Annotated in this window: 13 protein-coding genes, 2 tRNA genes and 2 rRNA genes; 5 read left to right on the top strand and 12 right to left on the bottom strand. The window is 43.2% G+C overall.

Annotation, left to right across the window (positions count from 1 at the left end; genetic code table 11):
- Nucleotides 1-128: 128 nt before the first annotated feature.
- From JG479_RS00185 to JG479_RS00170, 4 genes are all read right to left on the bottom strand, one after another.
- A 23S ribosomal RNA gene (locus JG479_RS00185) occupies nucleotides 129-3,018 on the bottom strand.
- A gap of 305 nt (nucleotides 3,019-3,323) precedes the next feature.
- Nucleotides 3,324-3,399: transfer RNA gene (locus JG479_RS00180), tRNA-Ala, on the bottom strand.
- Nucleotides 3,400-3,449: 50 nt separating this feature from the next.
- Nucleotides 3,450-3,526 (bottom strand) — tRNA-Ile (locus JG479_RS00175).
- 76 nt (nucleotides 3,527-3,602) lie between these two features.
- Nucleotides 3,603-5,138: ribosomal RNA gene (locus JG479_RS00170) — 16S ribosomal RNA — on the bottom strand.
- Together the 16S and 23S rRNA genes with 2 tRNA genes alongside form the textbook arrangement of a ribosomal RNA operon.
- A 622-nt stretch (nucleotides 5,139-5,760) precedes the next feature.
- On the opposite strand from JG479_RS00170, the gene JG479_RS00165 reads away from it, so the two are divergent.
- Nucleotides 5,761-6,306 (top strand): gamma carbonic anhydrase family protein, encoded by a 546-nt coding sequence (locus JG479_RS00165; protein ID WP_002959868.1) that lies wholly within the window; start codon nucleotides 5,761-5,763, stop codon nucleotides 6,304-6,306.
- Here JG479_RS00165 and JG479_RS00160 read toward each other — a convergent pair.
- Both JG479_RS00160 and aroE read right to left on the bottom strand, forming a co-directional pair.
- Nucleotides 6,298-6,552 (bottom strand): DUF1488 family protein, encoded by a 255-nt coding sequence (locus JG479_RS00160; protein WP_004335144.1) that lies wholly within the window; start codon nucleotides 6,550-6,552, stop codon nucleotides 6,298-6,300. The two genes, JG479_RS00165 and JG479_RS00160, sit on opposite strands and share 9 nt — an antisense overlap.
- The gene (gene aroE, locus JG479_RS00155; protein ID WP_200219696.1) at nucleotides 6,549-7,373 is read right to left on the bottom strand and encodes a shikimate dehydrogenase; all 825 of its coding nucleotides are present in this window, start codon (nucleotides 7,371-7,373) and stop codon (nucleotides 6,549-6,551) included. Before aroE ends, JG479_RS00160 begins: the two co-directional genes overlap by 4 nt.
- A 53-nt stretch (nucleotides 7,374-7,426) precedes the next feature.
- Between aroE and JG479_RS00150 the strand changes: the two genes are divergently transcribed.
- Nucleotides 7,427-7,864 (top strand): group II truncated hemoglobin, encoded by a 438-nt coding sequence (locus tag JG479_RS00150; protein ID WP_004335148.1) that lies wholly within the window; start codon nucleotides 7,427-7,429, stop codon nucleotides 7,862-7,864.
- Between the two features lie 63 nt (nucleotides 7,865-7,927).
- Here the strand turns inward: JG479_RS00150 and hemF are convergent, their stop codons facing one another.
- The 6 genes from hemF to JG479_RS00120 all read right to left on the bottom strand — a co-directional run bounded on the left by hemF (nucleotide 7,928) and on the right by JG479_RS00120 (nucleotide 12,875).
- Nucleotides 7,928-8,878 carry an oxygen-dependent coproporphyrinogen oxidase gene (hemF, locus tag JG479_RS00145; RefSeq protein WP_004335151.1) on the bottom strand — a complete coding sequence of 317 codons (951 nt, stop codon included), beginning with the start codon at nucleotides 8,876-8,878 and terminating at the stop codon, nucleotides 7,928-7,930.
- A gap of 1 nt (nucleotide 8,879) precedes the next feature.
- Nucleotides 8,880-9,443, bottom strand: a complete 564-nt coding sequence (locus JG479_RS00140) for an L-threonylcarbamoyladenylate synthase (protein WP_004335153.1) — start codon at nucleotides 9,441-9,443, stop codon at nucleotides 8,880-8,882.
- Between the two features lie 25 nt (nucleotides 9,444-9,468).
- A complete protein-coding gene (locus tag JG479_RS00135) occupies nucleotides 9,469-10,044 on the bottom strand; it encodes a DNA topoisomerase family protein (protein WP_004335155.1) in 576 nt (191 codons plus the stop codon).
- 114 nt (nucleotides 10,045-10,158) lie between these two features.
- A complete protein-coding gene (locus JG479_RS00130; RefSeq protein ID WP_200219695.1) occupies nucleotides 10,159-10,632 on the bottom strand; it encodes a DUF494 family protein in 474 nt (157 codons plus the stop codon).
- A 1-nt stretch (nucleotide 10,633) separates the two neighbouring features.
- Nucleotides 10,634-11,725, bottom strand: a complete 1,092-nt coding sequence (gene dprA, locus JG479_RS00125) for a DNA-processing protein DprA (protein ID WP_197122037.1) — start codon at nucleotides 11,723-11,725, stop codon at nucleotides 10,634-10,636.
- A 31-nt stretch (nucleotides 11,726-11,756) separates the two neighbouring features.
- Complete coding sequence (locus tag JG479_RS00120; protein ID WP_004335161.1) at nucleotides 11,757-12,875, bottom strand: LysM peptidoglycan-binding domain-containing protein; 1,119 nt, start codon at nucleotides 12,873-12,875, stop codon at nucleotides 11,757-11,759.
- A 118-nt stretch (nucleotides 12,876-12,993) separates the two neighbouring features.
- Between JG479_RS00120 and def the strand changes: the two genes are divergently transcribed.
- From def to rsmB, 3 genes are read left to right on the top strand one after another with little or no spacing between them, the layout of a single operon-like run.
- A complete protein-coding gene (def, locus tag JG479_RS00115; RefSeq protein ID WP_200219694.1) occupies nucleotides 12,994-13,500 on the top strand; it encodes a peptide deformylase in 507 nt (168 codons plus the stop codon).
- Nucleotides 13,501-13,521: 21 nt separating this feature from the next.
- On the top strand, nucleotides 13,522-14,475 hold the full coding sequence (gene fmt, locus JG479_RS00110) for a methionyl-tRNA formyltransferase (protein WP_200219693.1): 954 nt from the start codon (nucleotides 13,522-13,524) through the stop codon (nucleotides 14,473-14,475).
- A complete protein-coding gene (rsmB, locus tag JG479_RS00105) occupies nucleotides 14,468-15,763 on the top strand; it encodes a 16S rRNA (cytosine(967)-C(5))-methyltransferase RsmB (protein ID WP_039486477.1) in 1,296 nt (431 codons plus the stop codon). Before fmt ends, rsmB begins: the two co-directional genes overlap by 8 nt.
- Nucleotides 15,764-15,786: the final 23 nt, after the last annotated feature.

Here is a 15,786-nt window from a genome sequence, read left to right as displayed (position 1 = left end):
TCGTATCTCTACGCACTAACTGAATTTGGAAAATATCTGATAATATTTTTTAAGTCTTTCTAAGTAATATCTACTTTAGTTATATTAACTTCTGTCTAAACTGTCGCATAAAACGCGTTTGGCGTTGTATGGTTAAGCCTCACGGGTAATTAGTACAAGTTAGCTTAATGGCTCACACCACTTCCACATCTTGCCTATCAACGTTGTAGTCTTCAACGGCCCTTCAGAGACTTTAAAAGTCTAGTGAGAACTCATCTCGAGGCCTGCTTCGCGCTTAGATGCTTTCAGCGCTTATCAGTTCCGAACGTAGCTACCGGGCAATGCCATTGGCATGACAACCCGAACACCAGCGGTTCGTTCACTCCGGTCCTCTCGTACTAGGAGCAACCCCTCTCAATTCTCAAACGCCCACGGCAGATAGGGACCGAACTGTCTCACGACGTTCTAAACCCAGCTCGCGTACCACTTTAAATGGCGAACAGCCATACCCTTGGGACCGACTTCAGCCCCAGGATGTGATGAGCCGACATCGAGGTGCCAAACACCGCCGTCGATATGAACTCTTGGGCGGTATCAGCCTGTTATCCCCGGAGTACCTTTTATCCGTTGAGCGATGGCCCTTCCATTCAGAACCACCGGATCACTATGACCTACTTTCGTACCTGCTCGACGTGTCTGTCTCGCAGTTAAGCTGGCTTCTACCATTACACTAACCGTACGATGTCCGACCGTACTTAGCCAACCTTCGTGCTCCTCCGTTACTCTTTAGGAGGAGACCGCCCCAGTCAAACTACCCACCAGGCACTGTCCGTAACCCCGATTCAGGGGCCAACGTTAGAACATCAAAACTACAAGGGTGGTATTTCAAGGTTGACTCCACAACAACTAGCGTCGCTGCTTCAAAGTCTCCCACCTATCCTACACATGTAGGTTCAATGTTCAGTGCCAAGCTGTAGTAAAGGTTCACGGGGTCTTTCCGTCTAGCCGCGGGTACACAGCATCTTCACTGCGATTTCAATTTCACTGAGTCTCGGGTGGAGACAGCGTGGCCATGGTTACACCATTCGTGCAGGTCGGAACTTACCCGACAAGGAATTTCGCTACCTTAGGACCGTTATAGTTACGGCCGCCGTTTACCGGGGCTTCGATCAAGAGCTTCTCCCTAAGGATAACCCCATCAATTAACCTTCCGGCACCGGGCAGGTGTCACACCGTATACGTCATCTTGCGATTTTGCACAGTGCTGTGTTTTTAATAAACAGTCCCAGCCACCTGGTCACTGCGGCTCCCGTCCGCTTAGAGAGCAAGTCTCATCACAGATAGGAGCGTACCTTCTCCCGAAGTTACGGTACGATTTTGCCTAGTTCCTTCACCCGAGTTCTCTCAAGCGCCTTAGTATTCTCTACCTGACCACCTGTGTCGGTTTGGGGTACGATTCCATATAATCTGAAGCTTAGAGGCTTTTCCTGGAAGTATGGCATCAACAACTTCATCACCTTAGTGACTCGTCTCGTGTCTCAGTCTTAATAGCAACCCGGATTTACCTAAGTCGCCAACCTACTCACTTTCACATGGACTACCAACGCCATGCTTGTTTAGCCTGCTCCGTCCCCCCATCGCAATTATATCGAGTACAGAAATATTAATCTGTTTCCCATCGACTACGCCTTTCGGCCTCGCCTTAGGGGTCGACTTACCCTACCCTGATTAACATGGGATAGGAACCCTTGGTCTTCCGGCGTGGGAGTTTTTCACTCCCATTATCGTTACTCATGTCAGCATTCGCACTTCTGATACGTCCAGCATACCTCCCGGTACACCTTCAACCGCTTACAGAACGCTCCCCTACCACTCAGAATAAATTCTGAATCCGCAGCTTCGGTGCATAGTTTAGCCCCGTTACATCTTCCGCGCAGACCGACTCGACCAGTGAGCTATTACGCTTTCTTTAAAGGATGGCTGCTTCTAAGCCAACCTCCTGGCTGTCTGGGCCTTTCCACATCGTTTCCCACTTAACTATGACTTTGGGACCTTAGCTGGCGGTCTGGGTTGTTTCCCTCTTCACGACGGACGTTAGCACCCGCCGTGTGTCTCCCGGATATTACTTTACGGTATTCGGAGTTTGCAAAGGGTTGGTAAGTCGGGATGACCCCCTAGCCTTAACAGTGCTCTACCCCCGTAAGTATTCGTCCGAGGCTCTACCTAAATAGATTTCGGGGAGAACCAGCTATCTCCCGGTTTGATTAGCCTTTCACTCCTAGCCACAGGTCATCCCCTAACTTTTCAACGTTAGTGGGTTCGGTCCTCCAGTTGATGTTACTCAACCTTCAACCTGCCCATGGCTAGATCACCGGGTTTCGGGTCTATACCTTGCAACTAGTCGCCCAGTTAAGACTCGGTTTCCCTACGGCTACCCTATTCGGTTAACCTCGCTACAAAATATAAGTCGCTGACCCATTATACAAAAGGTACGCAGTCACCCAACAAGTGGGCTCCTACTGCTTGTACGTACACGGTTTCAGGTTCTATTTCACTCCCCTCACAGGGGTTCTTTTCGCCTTTCCCTCACGGTACTGGTTCACTATCGGTCAGTTGGGAGTATTTAGCCTTAGATGATGGTCCACCTATATTCAGTCAAAGTTTCACGTGCTCCGACCTACTCGATTTCACTTAAAATGTCTTTTCATGTACGGGACTATCACCCTGTATCGTGGCACTTTCCAGAGCCTTCCATTAACACATAATAAGCTTAAGGGCTGTTCCGATTTCGCTCGCCGCTACTTTCGGAATCTCGGTTGATTTCTTTTCCTACGGGTACTTAGATGTTTCAGTTCTCCGCGTTCGCCTCGTTAACCTATGTATTCAGTTAACGATACCTGCAAGCAGGTGGGTTTCCCCATTCGGAAATCCTAGTCTCAAGCGCTTTTTACTAGCTTGACTAGGCTTATCGCAAGTTAATACGTCCTTCATCGCCTCCAACTGCCAAGGCATCCACCGTGTACGCTTAGTCACTTAACCATACAACCCAAACGGGTCTTTGTTTTGTGACAGTTTAACTTCGCCAGAAGTCAATATTGAATACTAAAGTAGATACCAATCAATCAACTCATAAGAGTTAATTAAATGGCACTGAATGGTACTGCTACCATTCTTTTTTTACTTTTGAAAACTCTTGATAAATACAATGTATTCATCAGAATTTTATTATCAGCTTTTCCAAATTTTTAAAGAGCAAGAGATACAAAACCTCTCAAAATTAAACACACTCTATTCTCAGGCGGTTAATGGCCCGATAAAGAATATTTATTTTTAAGAAGTAAAAGTGGTGGAGCTAAGCAGGATCGAACTGCTGACCTCCTGCGTGCAAGGCAGGCGCTCTCCCAGCTGAGCTATAGCCCCACATATGCTGGTACTTACTGTTTTAACCATCTTCTTGATTAGACAAGAAGTGGTGGGTCTGAGTAGATTTGAACTACCGACCTCACCCTTATCAGGGGTGCGCTCTAACCAGCTGAGCTACAGACCCAAAACAATAAGTGTTGTTCTCTTTACAATAACAATCATCTGTGTGGACACTACGAACAAATAAGTTCTAAATCGTATAAGGAGGTGATCCAGCCCCAGGTTCCCCTAGGGCTACCTTGTTACGACTTCACCCCAGTCATGAATCACTCCGTGGTAAACGTCCTCCCGAGGGTTAGACTATCTACTTCTGGAGCAACCCACTCCCATGGTGTGACGGGCGGTGTGTACAAGGCCCGGGAACGTATTCACCGCGTCATTCTGATACGCGATTACTAGCGATTCCGACTTCATGGAGTCGAGTTGCAGACTCCAATCCGGACTACGACGCACTTTAAGTGATTCGCTTACTCTCGCGAGTTCGCAGCACTCTGTATGCGCCATTGTAGCACGTGTGTAGCCCTACACGTAAGGGCCATGATGACTTGACGTCGTCCCCACCTTCCTCCGGTTTATCACCGGCAGTCTCCTTAGAGTTCTCAGCATTACCTGCTAGCAACTAAGGATAGGGGTTGCGCTCGTTGCGGGACTTAACCCAACATCTCACAACACGAGCTGACGACAGCCATGCAGCACCTGTATCAGAGCTCCCGAAGGCACCAAACCATCTCTGGTAAGTTCTCTGTATGTCAAGTGTAGGTAAGGTTCTTCGCGTTGCATCGAATTAAACCACATGCTCCACCGCTTGTGCGGGCCCCCGTCAATTCATTTGAGTTTTAACCTTGCGGCCGTACTCCCCAGGCGGTCTACTTAATGCGTTAGCTTTGAAAAACAGAACCGAGGCTCCGAGCTTCTAGTAGACATCGTTTACGGCGTGGACTACCGGGGTATCTAATCCCGTTTGCTCCCCACGCTTTCGTACATGAGCGTCAGTGTTGACCCAGGTGGCTGCCTTCGCCATCGGTATTCCTTCAGATCTCTACGCATTTCACCGCTACACCTGAAATTCTACCACCCTCTATCACACTCTAGTTTGCCAGTTCGAAATGCAGTTCCCAGGTTGAGCCCGGGGCTTTCACATCTCGCTTAACAAACCGCCTGCGTACGCTTTACGCCCAGTAATTCCGATTAACGCTCGCACCCTCCGTATTACCGCGGCTGCTGGCACGGAGTTAGCCGGTGCTTCTTCTGTCAGTAACGTCACAGCTAACGGGTATTAACCGTTAACCTTTCCTCCTGACTGAAAGTGCTTTACAACCCGAAGGCCTTCTTCACACACGCGGCATGGCTGCATCAGGCTTGCGCCCATTGTGCAATATTCCCCACTGCTGCCTCCCGTAGGAGTCTGGGCCGTGTCTCAGTCCCAGTGTGGCTGATCATCCTCTCAAACCAGCTAGGGATCGTCGCCTTGGTGAGCCATTACCTCACCAACTAGCTAATCCCACTTGGGCCAATCTAAAGGCGAGAGCCGAAGCCCCCTTTGGTCCGTAGACATTATGCGGTATTAGCAGTCGTTTCCAACTGTTGTCCCCCACCTCAAGGCATGTTCCCAAGCATTACTCACCCGTCCGCCGCTCGTCAGCAAAGTAGCAAGCTACTTTCTGTTACCGCTCGACTTGCATGTGTTAGGCCTGCCGCCAGCGTTCAATCTGAGCCATGATCAAACTCTTCAATTAAAAAGTTTTATGTCTTTCGACAGCTCAATGAATTCTGAATTTTTGTTTTTGTTGCCAAAAACGAATTGACTGTGCGTTATTATTTTCACTTTTAAAAAGTAAAATCAAAACAGCTCAAGGCTGAATCTTTTAATAACATATGGTCACTCAGTTTCAATTGAGACTCTAATTTGTTTGCCTCGCTACCGAAGTAGCTTGGCTGTTAGAACTCAATCTGTACGAGTGCCCACACAGATGATTGCTTTATATTGTTAAAGAACGTTTTGAGTCACTTTAGCGTCTCAAGGGATGCGAATAATACACCCTTTATTTTTCGAGTCAACACTTTGTTTTAAACTTTCTTTCGACAATTTAAAACCGAAGTTTTATTTAACTCTCTGAGTAGTTCATGCCTCGCTATGCTTCAGCGTTTCCCGTCTCAGTGGGGTCGCATTATAGGGAGAACAGATTTTTACGCAAGTACTTTTTTAAAGAAAAAGTAAAAAAAGATGCTGTTCGGTCAGTATCTGAACTAAACCCCCTGAAACTGATAGTTTTGTAACCAAACGGTGCCTTTTATGGTACAAAAATAACCTTGCTGATACACTCAAAGCTAATAACTATTATCTAAAAGGTACTAAATATGGCAATCCGTTCTTATAAAGGTGTAACTCCTTCGTTTAATTCGTCTGTTTATATTGATGAGTCATCAGTTTTGGTTGGTGATATTACTTTAGGTGATAATAGTAGTGTTTGGCCTTTGGTAGCTGCCCGAGGCGATGTTAACTATATACGTATTGGTAAACGCTCCAATATACAAGATGGCAGTGTATTGCATTTATCTCGTGCAACTAAAAGCAATCCAGATGGTTATCCACTTATTATAGGTGACGATGTAACTGTAGGTCATAAGGTAATGCTGCACGGATGTATATTAGGAAACCGTATACTTGTAGGTATGGGCGCTATTATTATGGATAACGTGGTTGTTGAAGATGATGTAATTATAGGTGGGGGATCTTTGGTACCACCAAACAAACGCTTAGAGTCTGGTTACTTATATGTAGGGAGTCCGGCTAAGCAAGCCCGCCCTCTAACGGAGCAAGAACTTGCCTTTTTAAAAATATCTGCCGATAACTACGTATCACTTAAAGATGAGTACTTAGCTGAAATAGCTAATTTAAGTTAATAAGCTTACTTCAATTTGGCCTGCCGAGTTATAGCTCTCTTCTTCGATAAGCTCCTCGGCACGTTCTTCGTAATCAAAACGATACTTTTCAAAATACTCTGTTGCATGGCTTTCGTCTGTTAATTTAAGTGTATTTACTTCTATTACACACTCCACCAGCATGCCACTAACTTGTGCAAAAAATACTAACTGATGATCGGGCTCTCTAAACTCTAGCCTATCTATAAATTGTATTGCCTGATTCATTTAAGCGTTCCTTGTTTGAGCGCATCAACGACGGGAAGTATTTTTGGCATTTTATTACGCCATACATAATATGCTTGAGCAGCTTGGCCAACTAACATGCCACTGCCATCTAAAAGCTTAGCGTTAATATTATGCTGTGCAACCCAATTCATAAAAATGGTATTTTGCAGTGAATAAAACATGTCATAAGCGACTTCACAGTTAGTTATGTGTTTTTTATCAAGTGCTGGAAGTTCGTTATTCATACTGCTAGAGGTAGAGTTTATAATTAGTGAGTAATCGCTTACTGGTAAATCATCAAAACCAAAACCAGATACTGGTCCATATTGGGTAAACAGCTCTGCGAGTTCTATGGCTTTTTGTGCTGTGCGATTAACTATTATTATTTCCTGAGGGTTATGCTCTAACAAAGGCAAAATAACCCCTCGAGCAGCACCGCCCGCACCTATGATTAAAATGCGTTTATTAGTTATGGCTACTTCATTAGCGAGTAAATCATTTACAAAGCCCACACCATCGGTGTTATCACCGAGTAATGAGCCATCATTTCGTTTTTTTAATGTATTAACAGCCCCTACTATTTTGGCTAATGGGGTAAGCTCATCAGCCATTGCATAAGCTTGCTCTTTAAATGGCATTGTAACGTTAGCACCCACACCGCCTTGCTCAAAAAAAGACAATACTGTTTTTTCAAAGTTATCGATAGGTGCTAATATTGCGCGATAGTCGATTTGCTCACCCAGTGATACAGCAAATTGTTTATGTATCGCGGGGGATTTTGAATGTTTAATTGGATTTCCAAAAACCGCATATTTGTCCATTTTAAAGCAACCTCTTTGCAGCTATAAACTGCCTATTAACAATGATAAGTAATATGATTAAACGACTTTTTTCTAAATCTAAGCCGGCTCCCGAGCAACAGGCTCCTACTCCTGAAAAAACACCGTATGAAATAATAGGTGGAGAGAAAGGGGCGCGAGCTATCTCCAATCGATTCTACGACATAATGGAGTCAGATGAATACGCTAAACCGTTATATGATATGCATCCTCTGCCATTAGATCGAATTCGCCAAGTATTTTTTGAATTTTTATCTGGTTGGTTAGGCGGGCCAAACCTATTTACTGAAAAACATGGCCAGCCAATGCTACGTAAAAGACATATGCCTTTTACTGTAGATAAAGCATTGCGCGATCAATGGATGTACTGCATGAATAAAACGCTGGATATAGAAATAGACAATCCGTTGTTACGTGAAGGCTTAAAGCAATCATTCTCTCAACTAGCAACGCACATGATCAATCAGCATTAAATTTGTATTTAGCCACAATGCAAAAAGGCGCTAATTAGCGCCTTTTTGATTATTGTTTAATTTTTATAATTGCCACTCTCTAGCTATCAGCTCACTTGGTTGACTCGTTAACCACTCTTGCGGGCGTAAGTAATACTGATATAGATTAGCTTCTGGGCTACTTGGCTCTGGTTTGTAGTTATATTCCCAGCGTGCAAGTGGTGGCATAGACATTAATATAGACTCAGTGCGCCCGCCACTTTGTAATCCAAATAAAGTGCCCCTATCCCATACTAAATTAAACTCAACGTAGCGCCCGCGACGATAAAGCTGAAAATCACGTTGTTGCTCTGTGTATTCGTCATTTTTGCGACGTTCAATAATAGGTAAATAAGCATCTAAAAAGCCATTACCCACCGATTGCATAAACGCAAAGCTTTGCTCAAACCCTAGCTCATTCAAATCATCAAAAAATAGTCCACCCACGCCACGTGTTTCATCGCGGTGTTTGAGATAAAAATATTCATCGCACCATGTTTTATATTTTGGATAAACTTCACTACCAAATGGCGCACAAATGTCGTGAGCAACTTGATGCCAATGCTGTACGTCTTCTAATACTGGATAAAAAGGAGTGAGATCAAACCCGCCACCAAACCACCATATTGGCTCTTCGCCTTCTTTTTCGGCTATAAAAAAGCGCACATTGGCGTGACTTGTTGGTACATGAGGGTTTTTAGGGTGAATAACTAACGACACACCACACGCATGAAAGCTGCGTCCTGCAAGCTCTGGTCTGTGCGCTGTTGCCGAACCTGGCATTGAAGCGCCAAATACATGAGAGTAATTAACTCCGCCTTGCTCTATTACAGTGCCATTAGTGGTTACGCGTGTACGACCACCACCACCTTCTGCTCGCTGCCAGTTATCTTCTATAAATTTAGCACTGCCATCTGCAGCCTCCAAACCTTGGCAAATAGTGTCTTGCAAAGCCATAAAGTATGCTTTTACTTGATTTAATAATTCGCTTTGCATATTAACCTCTAAATATTTTGCCAGTCATGGCGTCTTTTATTGTGCTTGGTTGAGTATTACCACCTAACGGCTCGTCAACGTAAAAGCCAACTTGTTCTGCAAATTGCGCTTTGGCTTGCTCAATACTAATTACCGTTTCTTGACCGGTTAAGTTTGCACTGGTTGATACCAGTGGCTTACCAAACTCTTGGCACAAACGCTTTACTGTTGGATGGTTTGTTACTCTTACCGCGATGGTATCAAACTGCCCTGTGAGCCATTTAGGCGTATTTTTAGATGCAGGCATAACCCATGTAATTGCAGCAGGCCAACTCGAAAAAATATCAGCGCGTTTATCCATTGGTATTTTTGCATCATCTACGTATTTTAATAATTGTCCGTAGTTATCAGCGATTAAAATAAGCCCTTTTTCAACCGGGCGCTGCTTAATAGCTAATAGTGCTTCAACGGCTTGTTGATTATCTGGATCACAACCTAAACCATATACAGCTTCTGTTGGGTATAAAATAACTTCGCCTTGCGTTAAGCATGTTATTGCAGTGGGCGTATTTGAAAGGTCTGACAAAGTAGTCTCCAGATATAATTAAACGTTATTCAGTTGGGGTGAGCTTATGCATGCAGCTTTTTTGTGGGCATTGCAATAATATGCCGTTTGCCATATTTCTTTCTATGACGATAGGCCAGTCACATTCAGGACACGGATGTTCAACCGGTTTATTATTAAGCGTGTATTTACAACTTGGGTAGCAATCACAAGAATAAAATACTTTACCAAACTTATTACTGCGCGCGACTAAATGACCTTTTTTGCATTTAGGGCAACTAGGCAAAGTATCTTCGCTTTGCTTTTCTTCATTTTCGTTAGCAATATAATGACACTCTGGATAACCCGTACACCCAATAAACATACCATAGCGGCCATTTTTAACCACCAGCGGTTTGCTACACTCAGGACATGCTGAATCTTCTAATATCTTGATTTCGTTACTGTCGTGATGTGCCAGCGGCCTAATAAAGTCGCATTTTGGATAACTTGCGCATCCTAAAAAAGGGCCTGATTTACTATTGCGGATCACTAACTCTGAACCACACTGTGGGCATATCTCGTATTCTTTTTCGAGGGCGTGCTTGTTCGCCGAGAAAAGCGAATGGTCGATTTTACTCATGGTGATCCTAATAGGTTGGTGAATTTTCGCCTAATATACCCAAACCACTTAAAGATACAAGCAATGCCGTGCTTATCCTTTTAAGTAATTTGAGTACAATTAAGATAATTATCTCTAATGAAGAAGTTCGCTGGGTTCATCAAAAATCAAATCTTCCATTTGCTCATATGCCTCTTCAGAGCCAGGAACGTTAAACAAGATCATAAGTACAATCCATTTTAAGTCTTCTAGGCTTATAGATGGTTTATCGAGAGAGGCTAAACAGTCCATTACCATTTCACGTGTTACATTGTTAATTACGCCTATTTGTTCAATAAACATTAAAAAGCCACGACACTCAGCGCTGAGCCTTTGGCATTCACTATCGGTAAATATACGCACAGCATCTTTAGGGTTAGCAATAAGATAAGGAGACTCATCGCTGTGTTGTAAATCGGCTAGTTGCTCTAACCAATCAAGAGCTTTAAATATCTCAGGCTTATTAAAGCCCGCACGCAGTAGCTCATCGGTTAACTCATTTTGCTCTGCAAATATATCCGCTTCGCTATGAATGTAATTTTCAAAAAGATACAAAAGAATATCAAACATATTACCTTCCTGCGCTTAACTTGATGTAACCATCTAACACTCGCTCAATCTGATCGTCTAATTCTAAATCGAGCAACCTACTGAGTACTTTATCTATTGGCCACTGCGCACGACGCACAATGTCATCTACACTGGTTACTTCAAAGCCAATACTATTTAAAACCTCACATTGAGAATTGGCTTGAATCGGCTGCTCTTTATTACATACATTATTGTCGTAAGTGAAACTCACCTCATCAAGAATGTCAGCCACGTTTTCTACCAGCTTAGCACCTTGCTTTATTAAAAAGTGGCTTGCCTGCGCTAACGGGTTTTTAATAGAACCCGGTACTGCAAATACCTCTTTATTTTGTTCAAGCGCATAGCGTACTGTAATTAACGAACCACTTTTAATTTCAGCTTCAACAATAAGCACTCCTAACGATAATCCAGAAATAATACGATTACGGCGCGGAAAGTTGTGCGCATGAGCAGCTGTGCCTGGTAAAAACTCACTCACCAGCAAACCGCTTTCTAAAACTTGGTCTGTTAATAGTTTATGGCGTTTGGGATAGTAAATATCAACCCCAGTACCAAGCACCGCTATGGTTTTACCTGTACCAGCAAGAGAGCCTTTATGTGCTGCACCATCTATTCCCCGCGCCATACCTGAAGTAACCGTAATACCCGCCAAAGTTAACTCGTATGCAAATTCTGAGGCTATTTCAAGCCCGGTAGGTGTAGCATTACGGCTGCCAACAATTGCAATTTGTGGAGTTGATAATAACGAGACATCTCCCCTGCAAAATAGTAATAAAGGCGCACTGGCAATCTGCCGGAGATCTTCTGGGTAAAGCGGATCAAAAATACAGACAACAGTAATGTTGTTAAGCGCTATTAATTGCTCATAATGACTGACTTGTTGCCAATTGGTGTTGAGTAAATTGCTCGCTTGATTAGCGGTTAACCCAAGCTGTAAAAGCTTGTCATGAGATAAGTCGAATAACGACCCAAGGGAATAGTTTGTAGATAGTGCTAAAAGGGTTTTTATACCCAACCCTTTACACATATAAAAGGCAAGCCAGTGGGCTAGCTTGCCAGATGACTGATCCATGCTCTCTCCTAGAGCACCGACTCGCTACTTCTTAATGAATAACTGCAATATCTCCAATGCGAATTGGGTGCTGGTTTTTAGTAATTAATGCATAACTTACTTTGTCATACACTTTAAAGACAATTAGCTCACCAACTTTTTCTTTAGGCATGGTCCACGTTGTGTTTTGTTCGTCAGACTCATCACCAAATAATTGGCTCACATCAGATAAAAGCTTCTCATATTTACTAGAATCTTCTGGGTAACGAGGGCCACGAGGACCATCAATAACCGTTGGCGATTGACGCTCTAGATCTAATACATGACCCGCTTCTATATTTTGTTCACTGCCTAAGTTTAGCACCACAACATCCATTGTGCTGAATTCTCTAACTTCGCGTGGTGAAGCAATAATATTACCTGTTACAGGTTCTGAAGGACGGTGTATATCAAAGTACGCAGGAAGCATTTGGCCTTCCATTGCCGGCATTAAAAAGTCACCTTGCTGAATTTCTCGTTTAACAGACTCAACACGTAATGATGAAGGCACGCCATTTTTCTCATCGCCCGCTCTAAAAGCACGTGCTATACCCACATAAGATGCACGCGTTGCTAACACTTCACCGGTTAAATCAGTGTAGGGGTCACCTTTATGGTAAATAGCATATGCTTTATGTACTTGTAAGTCGCCTTTAACATATAAAATATGGCCTAGCGTTTGTGTTTTAGTATTTTCGTTTGCACCTAAAATATAAGGTTTACCTTTAATATCGTCACTGTTCATTGCTTGCTCGTAACTGATATAAGGTTTGATCATTTCAAGCGGCAAAGTAGTAATAGCATCACGCCCTTTTGGTGTAATACGACCCTGAGGAGATAGCTTTCTATATCCTTTATTGATCACTAAACGTGGGTTTCCATCTGCATCGTATATCAACGCTAATGCATCACCGGGGTAAATTAGGTGTGGGTTGTCAATTTGTGGATTCATTTGCCAAAGTTCAGGCCATAGCCAAGGCTCATCTAAATAGATGCCAGAAATATCCCAAAGTGTATCGCCTTTTTTTACAACATACTGTTTTGGTGCGTCTTTTTTTATTTTAAGTACATCAGCAACTGCGGGAAACGCAGCGCTTAACGTAAGCATGATTGCAAGTAGTGGAGATTTCATCGAGCTTCCTTGTATTGTTTTTTCATTATTATTGCCCAAAACCTGTTAAAGGTGAACGCGAATGGCTAAAATAAGAGCATACAATACCCTAAATTAAGCACAAGTGAAAAAGGTAACTATGGCTAGGTTAGAAGTTTTAAGATTTCCAGATGAACGTTTACGTACTGTAGCAAAAGATGTTGTACAAGTTGACGACACAGTACGCCAAATTGTAAAAGACATGCTAGAGACAATGTACGATGAAAATGGCATTGGTCTTGCGGCCACGCAAGTAAATATTCATCAAAGAATCGTTGTTATTGATGTATCAGAAGAGCGCAATGAGCCACTGGTATTAATTAATCCACAAATCATTAAAAAAGACGGCTCTACCGTTAGCGAAGAAGGCTGTTTATCAGTACCTAACTCGTATGCAAAAGTAGATCGCGCAGAAACAGTAACAGTCGCTGCACTTAACGAAAACGGTGAAGAATTTGTACTAGATGCAGATGAATTATTGGCTATTTGTATTCAACATGAACTAGATCACCTTCAAGGTAAGCTATTCATTGATTACTTATCTCCATTAAAACGCCAACGTATTCGTAAAAAGCTTGAAAAAGAAGCCAAGTTTGCAGAACAGTAATAAGCACCTTAGGAAAACTCAGTGACTCAACCATTACGCATTATATTTGCCGGTACGCCGGACTTTGCCGCACGTCATTTACAAGCGCTGATACAAAGCGAACACCAAATAGTGGGTGTATATAGCCAGCCAGATCGCCCTGCAGGTCGTGGTAAAAAATTAAAAGCCAGTGAAGTGAAAGAGCTAGCGCTTGAGCACAACTTACCGGTTTTTCAGCCACAGTCATTAAAAAATGATGAAGCACTAGCTGAGCTAACAAGCTTAAATGCCGACATTATGATTGTTGTAGCATATGGCTTAATTTTACCTAAAGCTATTTTAGAAGCGCCACGTTTAGGTTGTTTAAATGTGCATGGCTCTATATTACCGCGCTGGCGCGGTGCTGCACCTATTCAACGCGCAATTTGGGCAGGTGATAAACAAACCGGCGTAACAATAATGCAAATGGATGAAGGGCTAGATACCGGCGATATGCTACATATAAGCCGCTGCCCTATTAGCACAACAGAAACTAGCGCAAGCTTATATACAAAGCTTGCTGAGCTAGGTCCAGATGCGTTAATTGAAACCATTAATAAATTAGCTAATGGTGAGATCACCCCTGAACCTCAAAACGATGAACTTGCTAACTACGCTAAAAAGCTTTCTAAAGAGGAAGCTGATATCGACTGGTCCATGAGTGCGCTTCAAATCGAGCGAAACATTCGCTCTTTTAACCCGTGGCCAATGTGCTTTACCCAAATGGGTGGGCAAACAGTAAAGATTCATCAAGCGCAGGTTCTGCTGCAATCAGGTGATCCTGGGCAAATTTTATCAAGCGACAAAAATGGCGTAGTAGTGGCGTGTGGCGAACACGCTTTATGTATTACGCAATTACAGCCGCAAGGTAAAAAACCAATGGCAATTAACGACTTTTTAAATGGTCGTAGTGACTGGGTTACTCCTGGCACAATATTAGGCGAAAACAATGAGTAATGTTCCAAACGTACGAGCGCTTGCCGCTGAAACTTTATATAACGTAGTTGATAAAGGCGCATCGCTTAATCAAGAACTTCCATTTGCAAGCCAAGGCTTGCCGCCTAAAGATAAAGCGTTGCTACAGCAAATTTGTTATGGCGTTTTACGCTACTTACCGAGCCTTGAAAATTACTGCCAACACTTAGTAGAGCAGCCATTAAAAGGTAAACGTAGAATATTTCAGTTTTTATTATACGTAGGTATTTATCAACTGCAGCATATGCGCGTACCACCTCATGCTGCCATTTCAGAAACAGTTAACGCACTGGCTCAACTACGCGCTTTAGGATTAAAAGGGCTGATAAACGCCATTTTACGTAGCTTTCAGCGTCAACAAGCTGAGCTTGAAGAAAAAGCGAAACTTATTCCGGTATGTTTATACAACCATCCAAATTGGTTTATTAAACAGGTGCAAACAGCCTACCCAGATAGCTGGGAAGCACTACTTGAAGAAAACCAGCAACAAGCGCCAATGTGGCTTCGTGTCAATCAAGCCCAATTTAGCACGCAAGAATACAGCGACATGCTTAGCGCTAACGATATTGAACACACCTTAAACCCTGATTTTATTGATGGGATTAAGCTTGCCAAACCACGTGATGTATTTTCGTTACCTGAGTTTGATACAGGTGCATGTTCAGTACAAGATGCTGCAGCACAGTTAGCAGCCCGCTTTTTAGAACCTAAAGCAGACGACTATATTTTGGATGCCTGCGCAGCCCCTGGCGGTAAAACATGTCATATTTTAGAGCTTGCTGATGCAGATGTACTTGCACTAGATAGCGACTCAACTCGCCTTGAACGTGTTAAGCAAAACTTAACTCGTATTGGCTTAGGTGCAGACCTACAATGTGGCGACGCATCACAACCACATACATGGTGGGATGAAAAATTATTTGATCGTATTTTGCTTGATGTGCCTTGTTCGGCCACTGGCGTAATTCGCCGTCACCCTGATATAAAATGGTTACGTCGCGCATCAGACATCGAAGACTTAGCTAAGTTACAAAGCGATATTCTTGATAGCATTTGGCCACTGTTAAAACCAGGTGGCACATTGGTATATGCTACGTGTTCGGTTCTTCCACAAGAAAACCAACAGCAAGTTGCTAAGTTTTTAGCTAATAACGATGATGTAGAACATATACCTCTACACGAAAACGATACCGTAACAAATCCAGGTTTGCAGTTACTGCCCGGTGAAAGTGATGGATTTTATTACGCTAAGCTAGTTAAAAAAGCCTAATAGCCGTACACTAAATAGTTAGC

It is taken from the genome of Pseudoalteromonas sp. LC2018020214 (genome assembly GCF_016598755.1).
Taxonomy (GTDB): Bacteria; Pseudomonadota; Gammaproteobacteria; order Enterobacterales; family Alteromonadaceae; genus Pseudoalteromonas; species Pseudoalteromonas distincta.
Note: the sequence above shows the minus strand (reverse complement) of the source record. Positions and strands in the feature narration are given on the sequence as shown.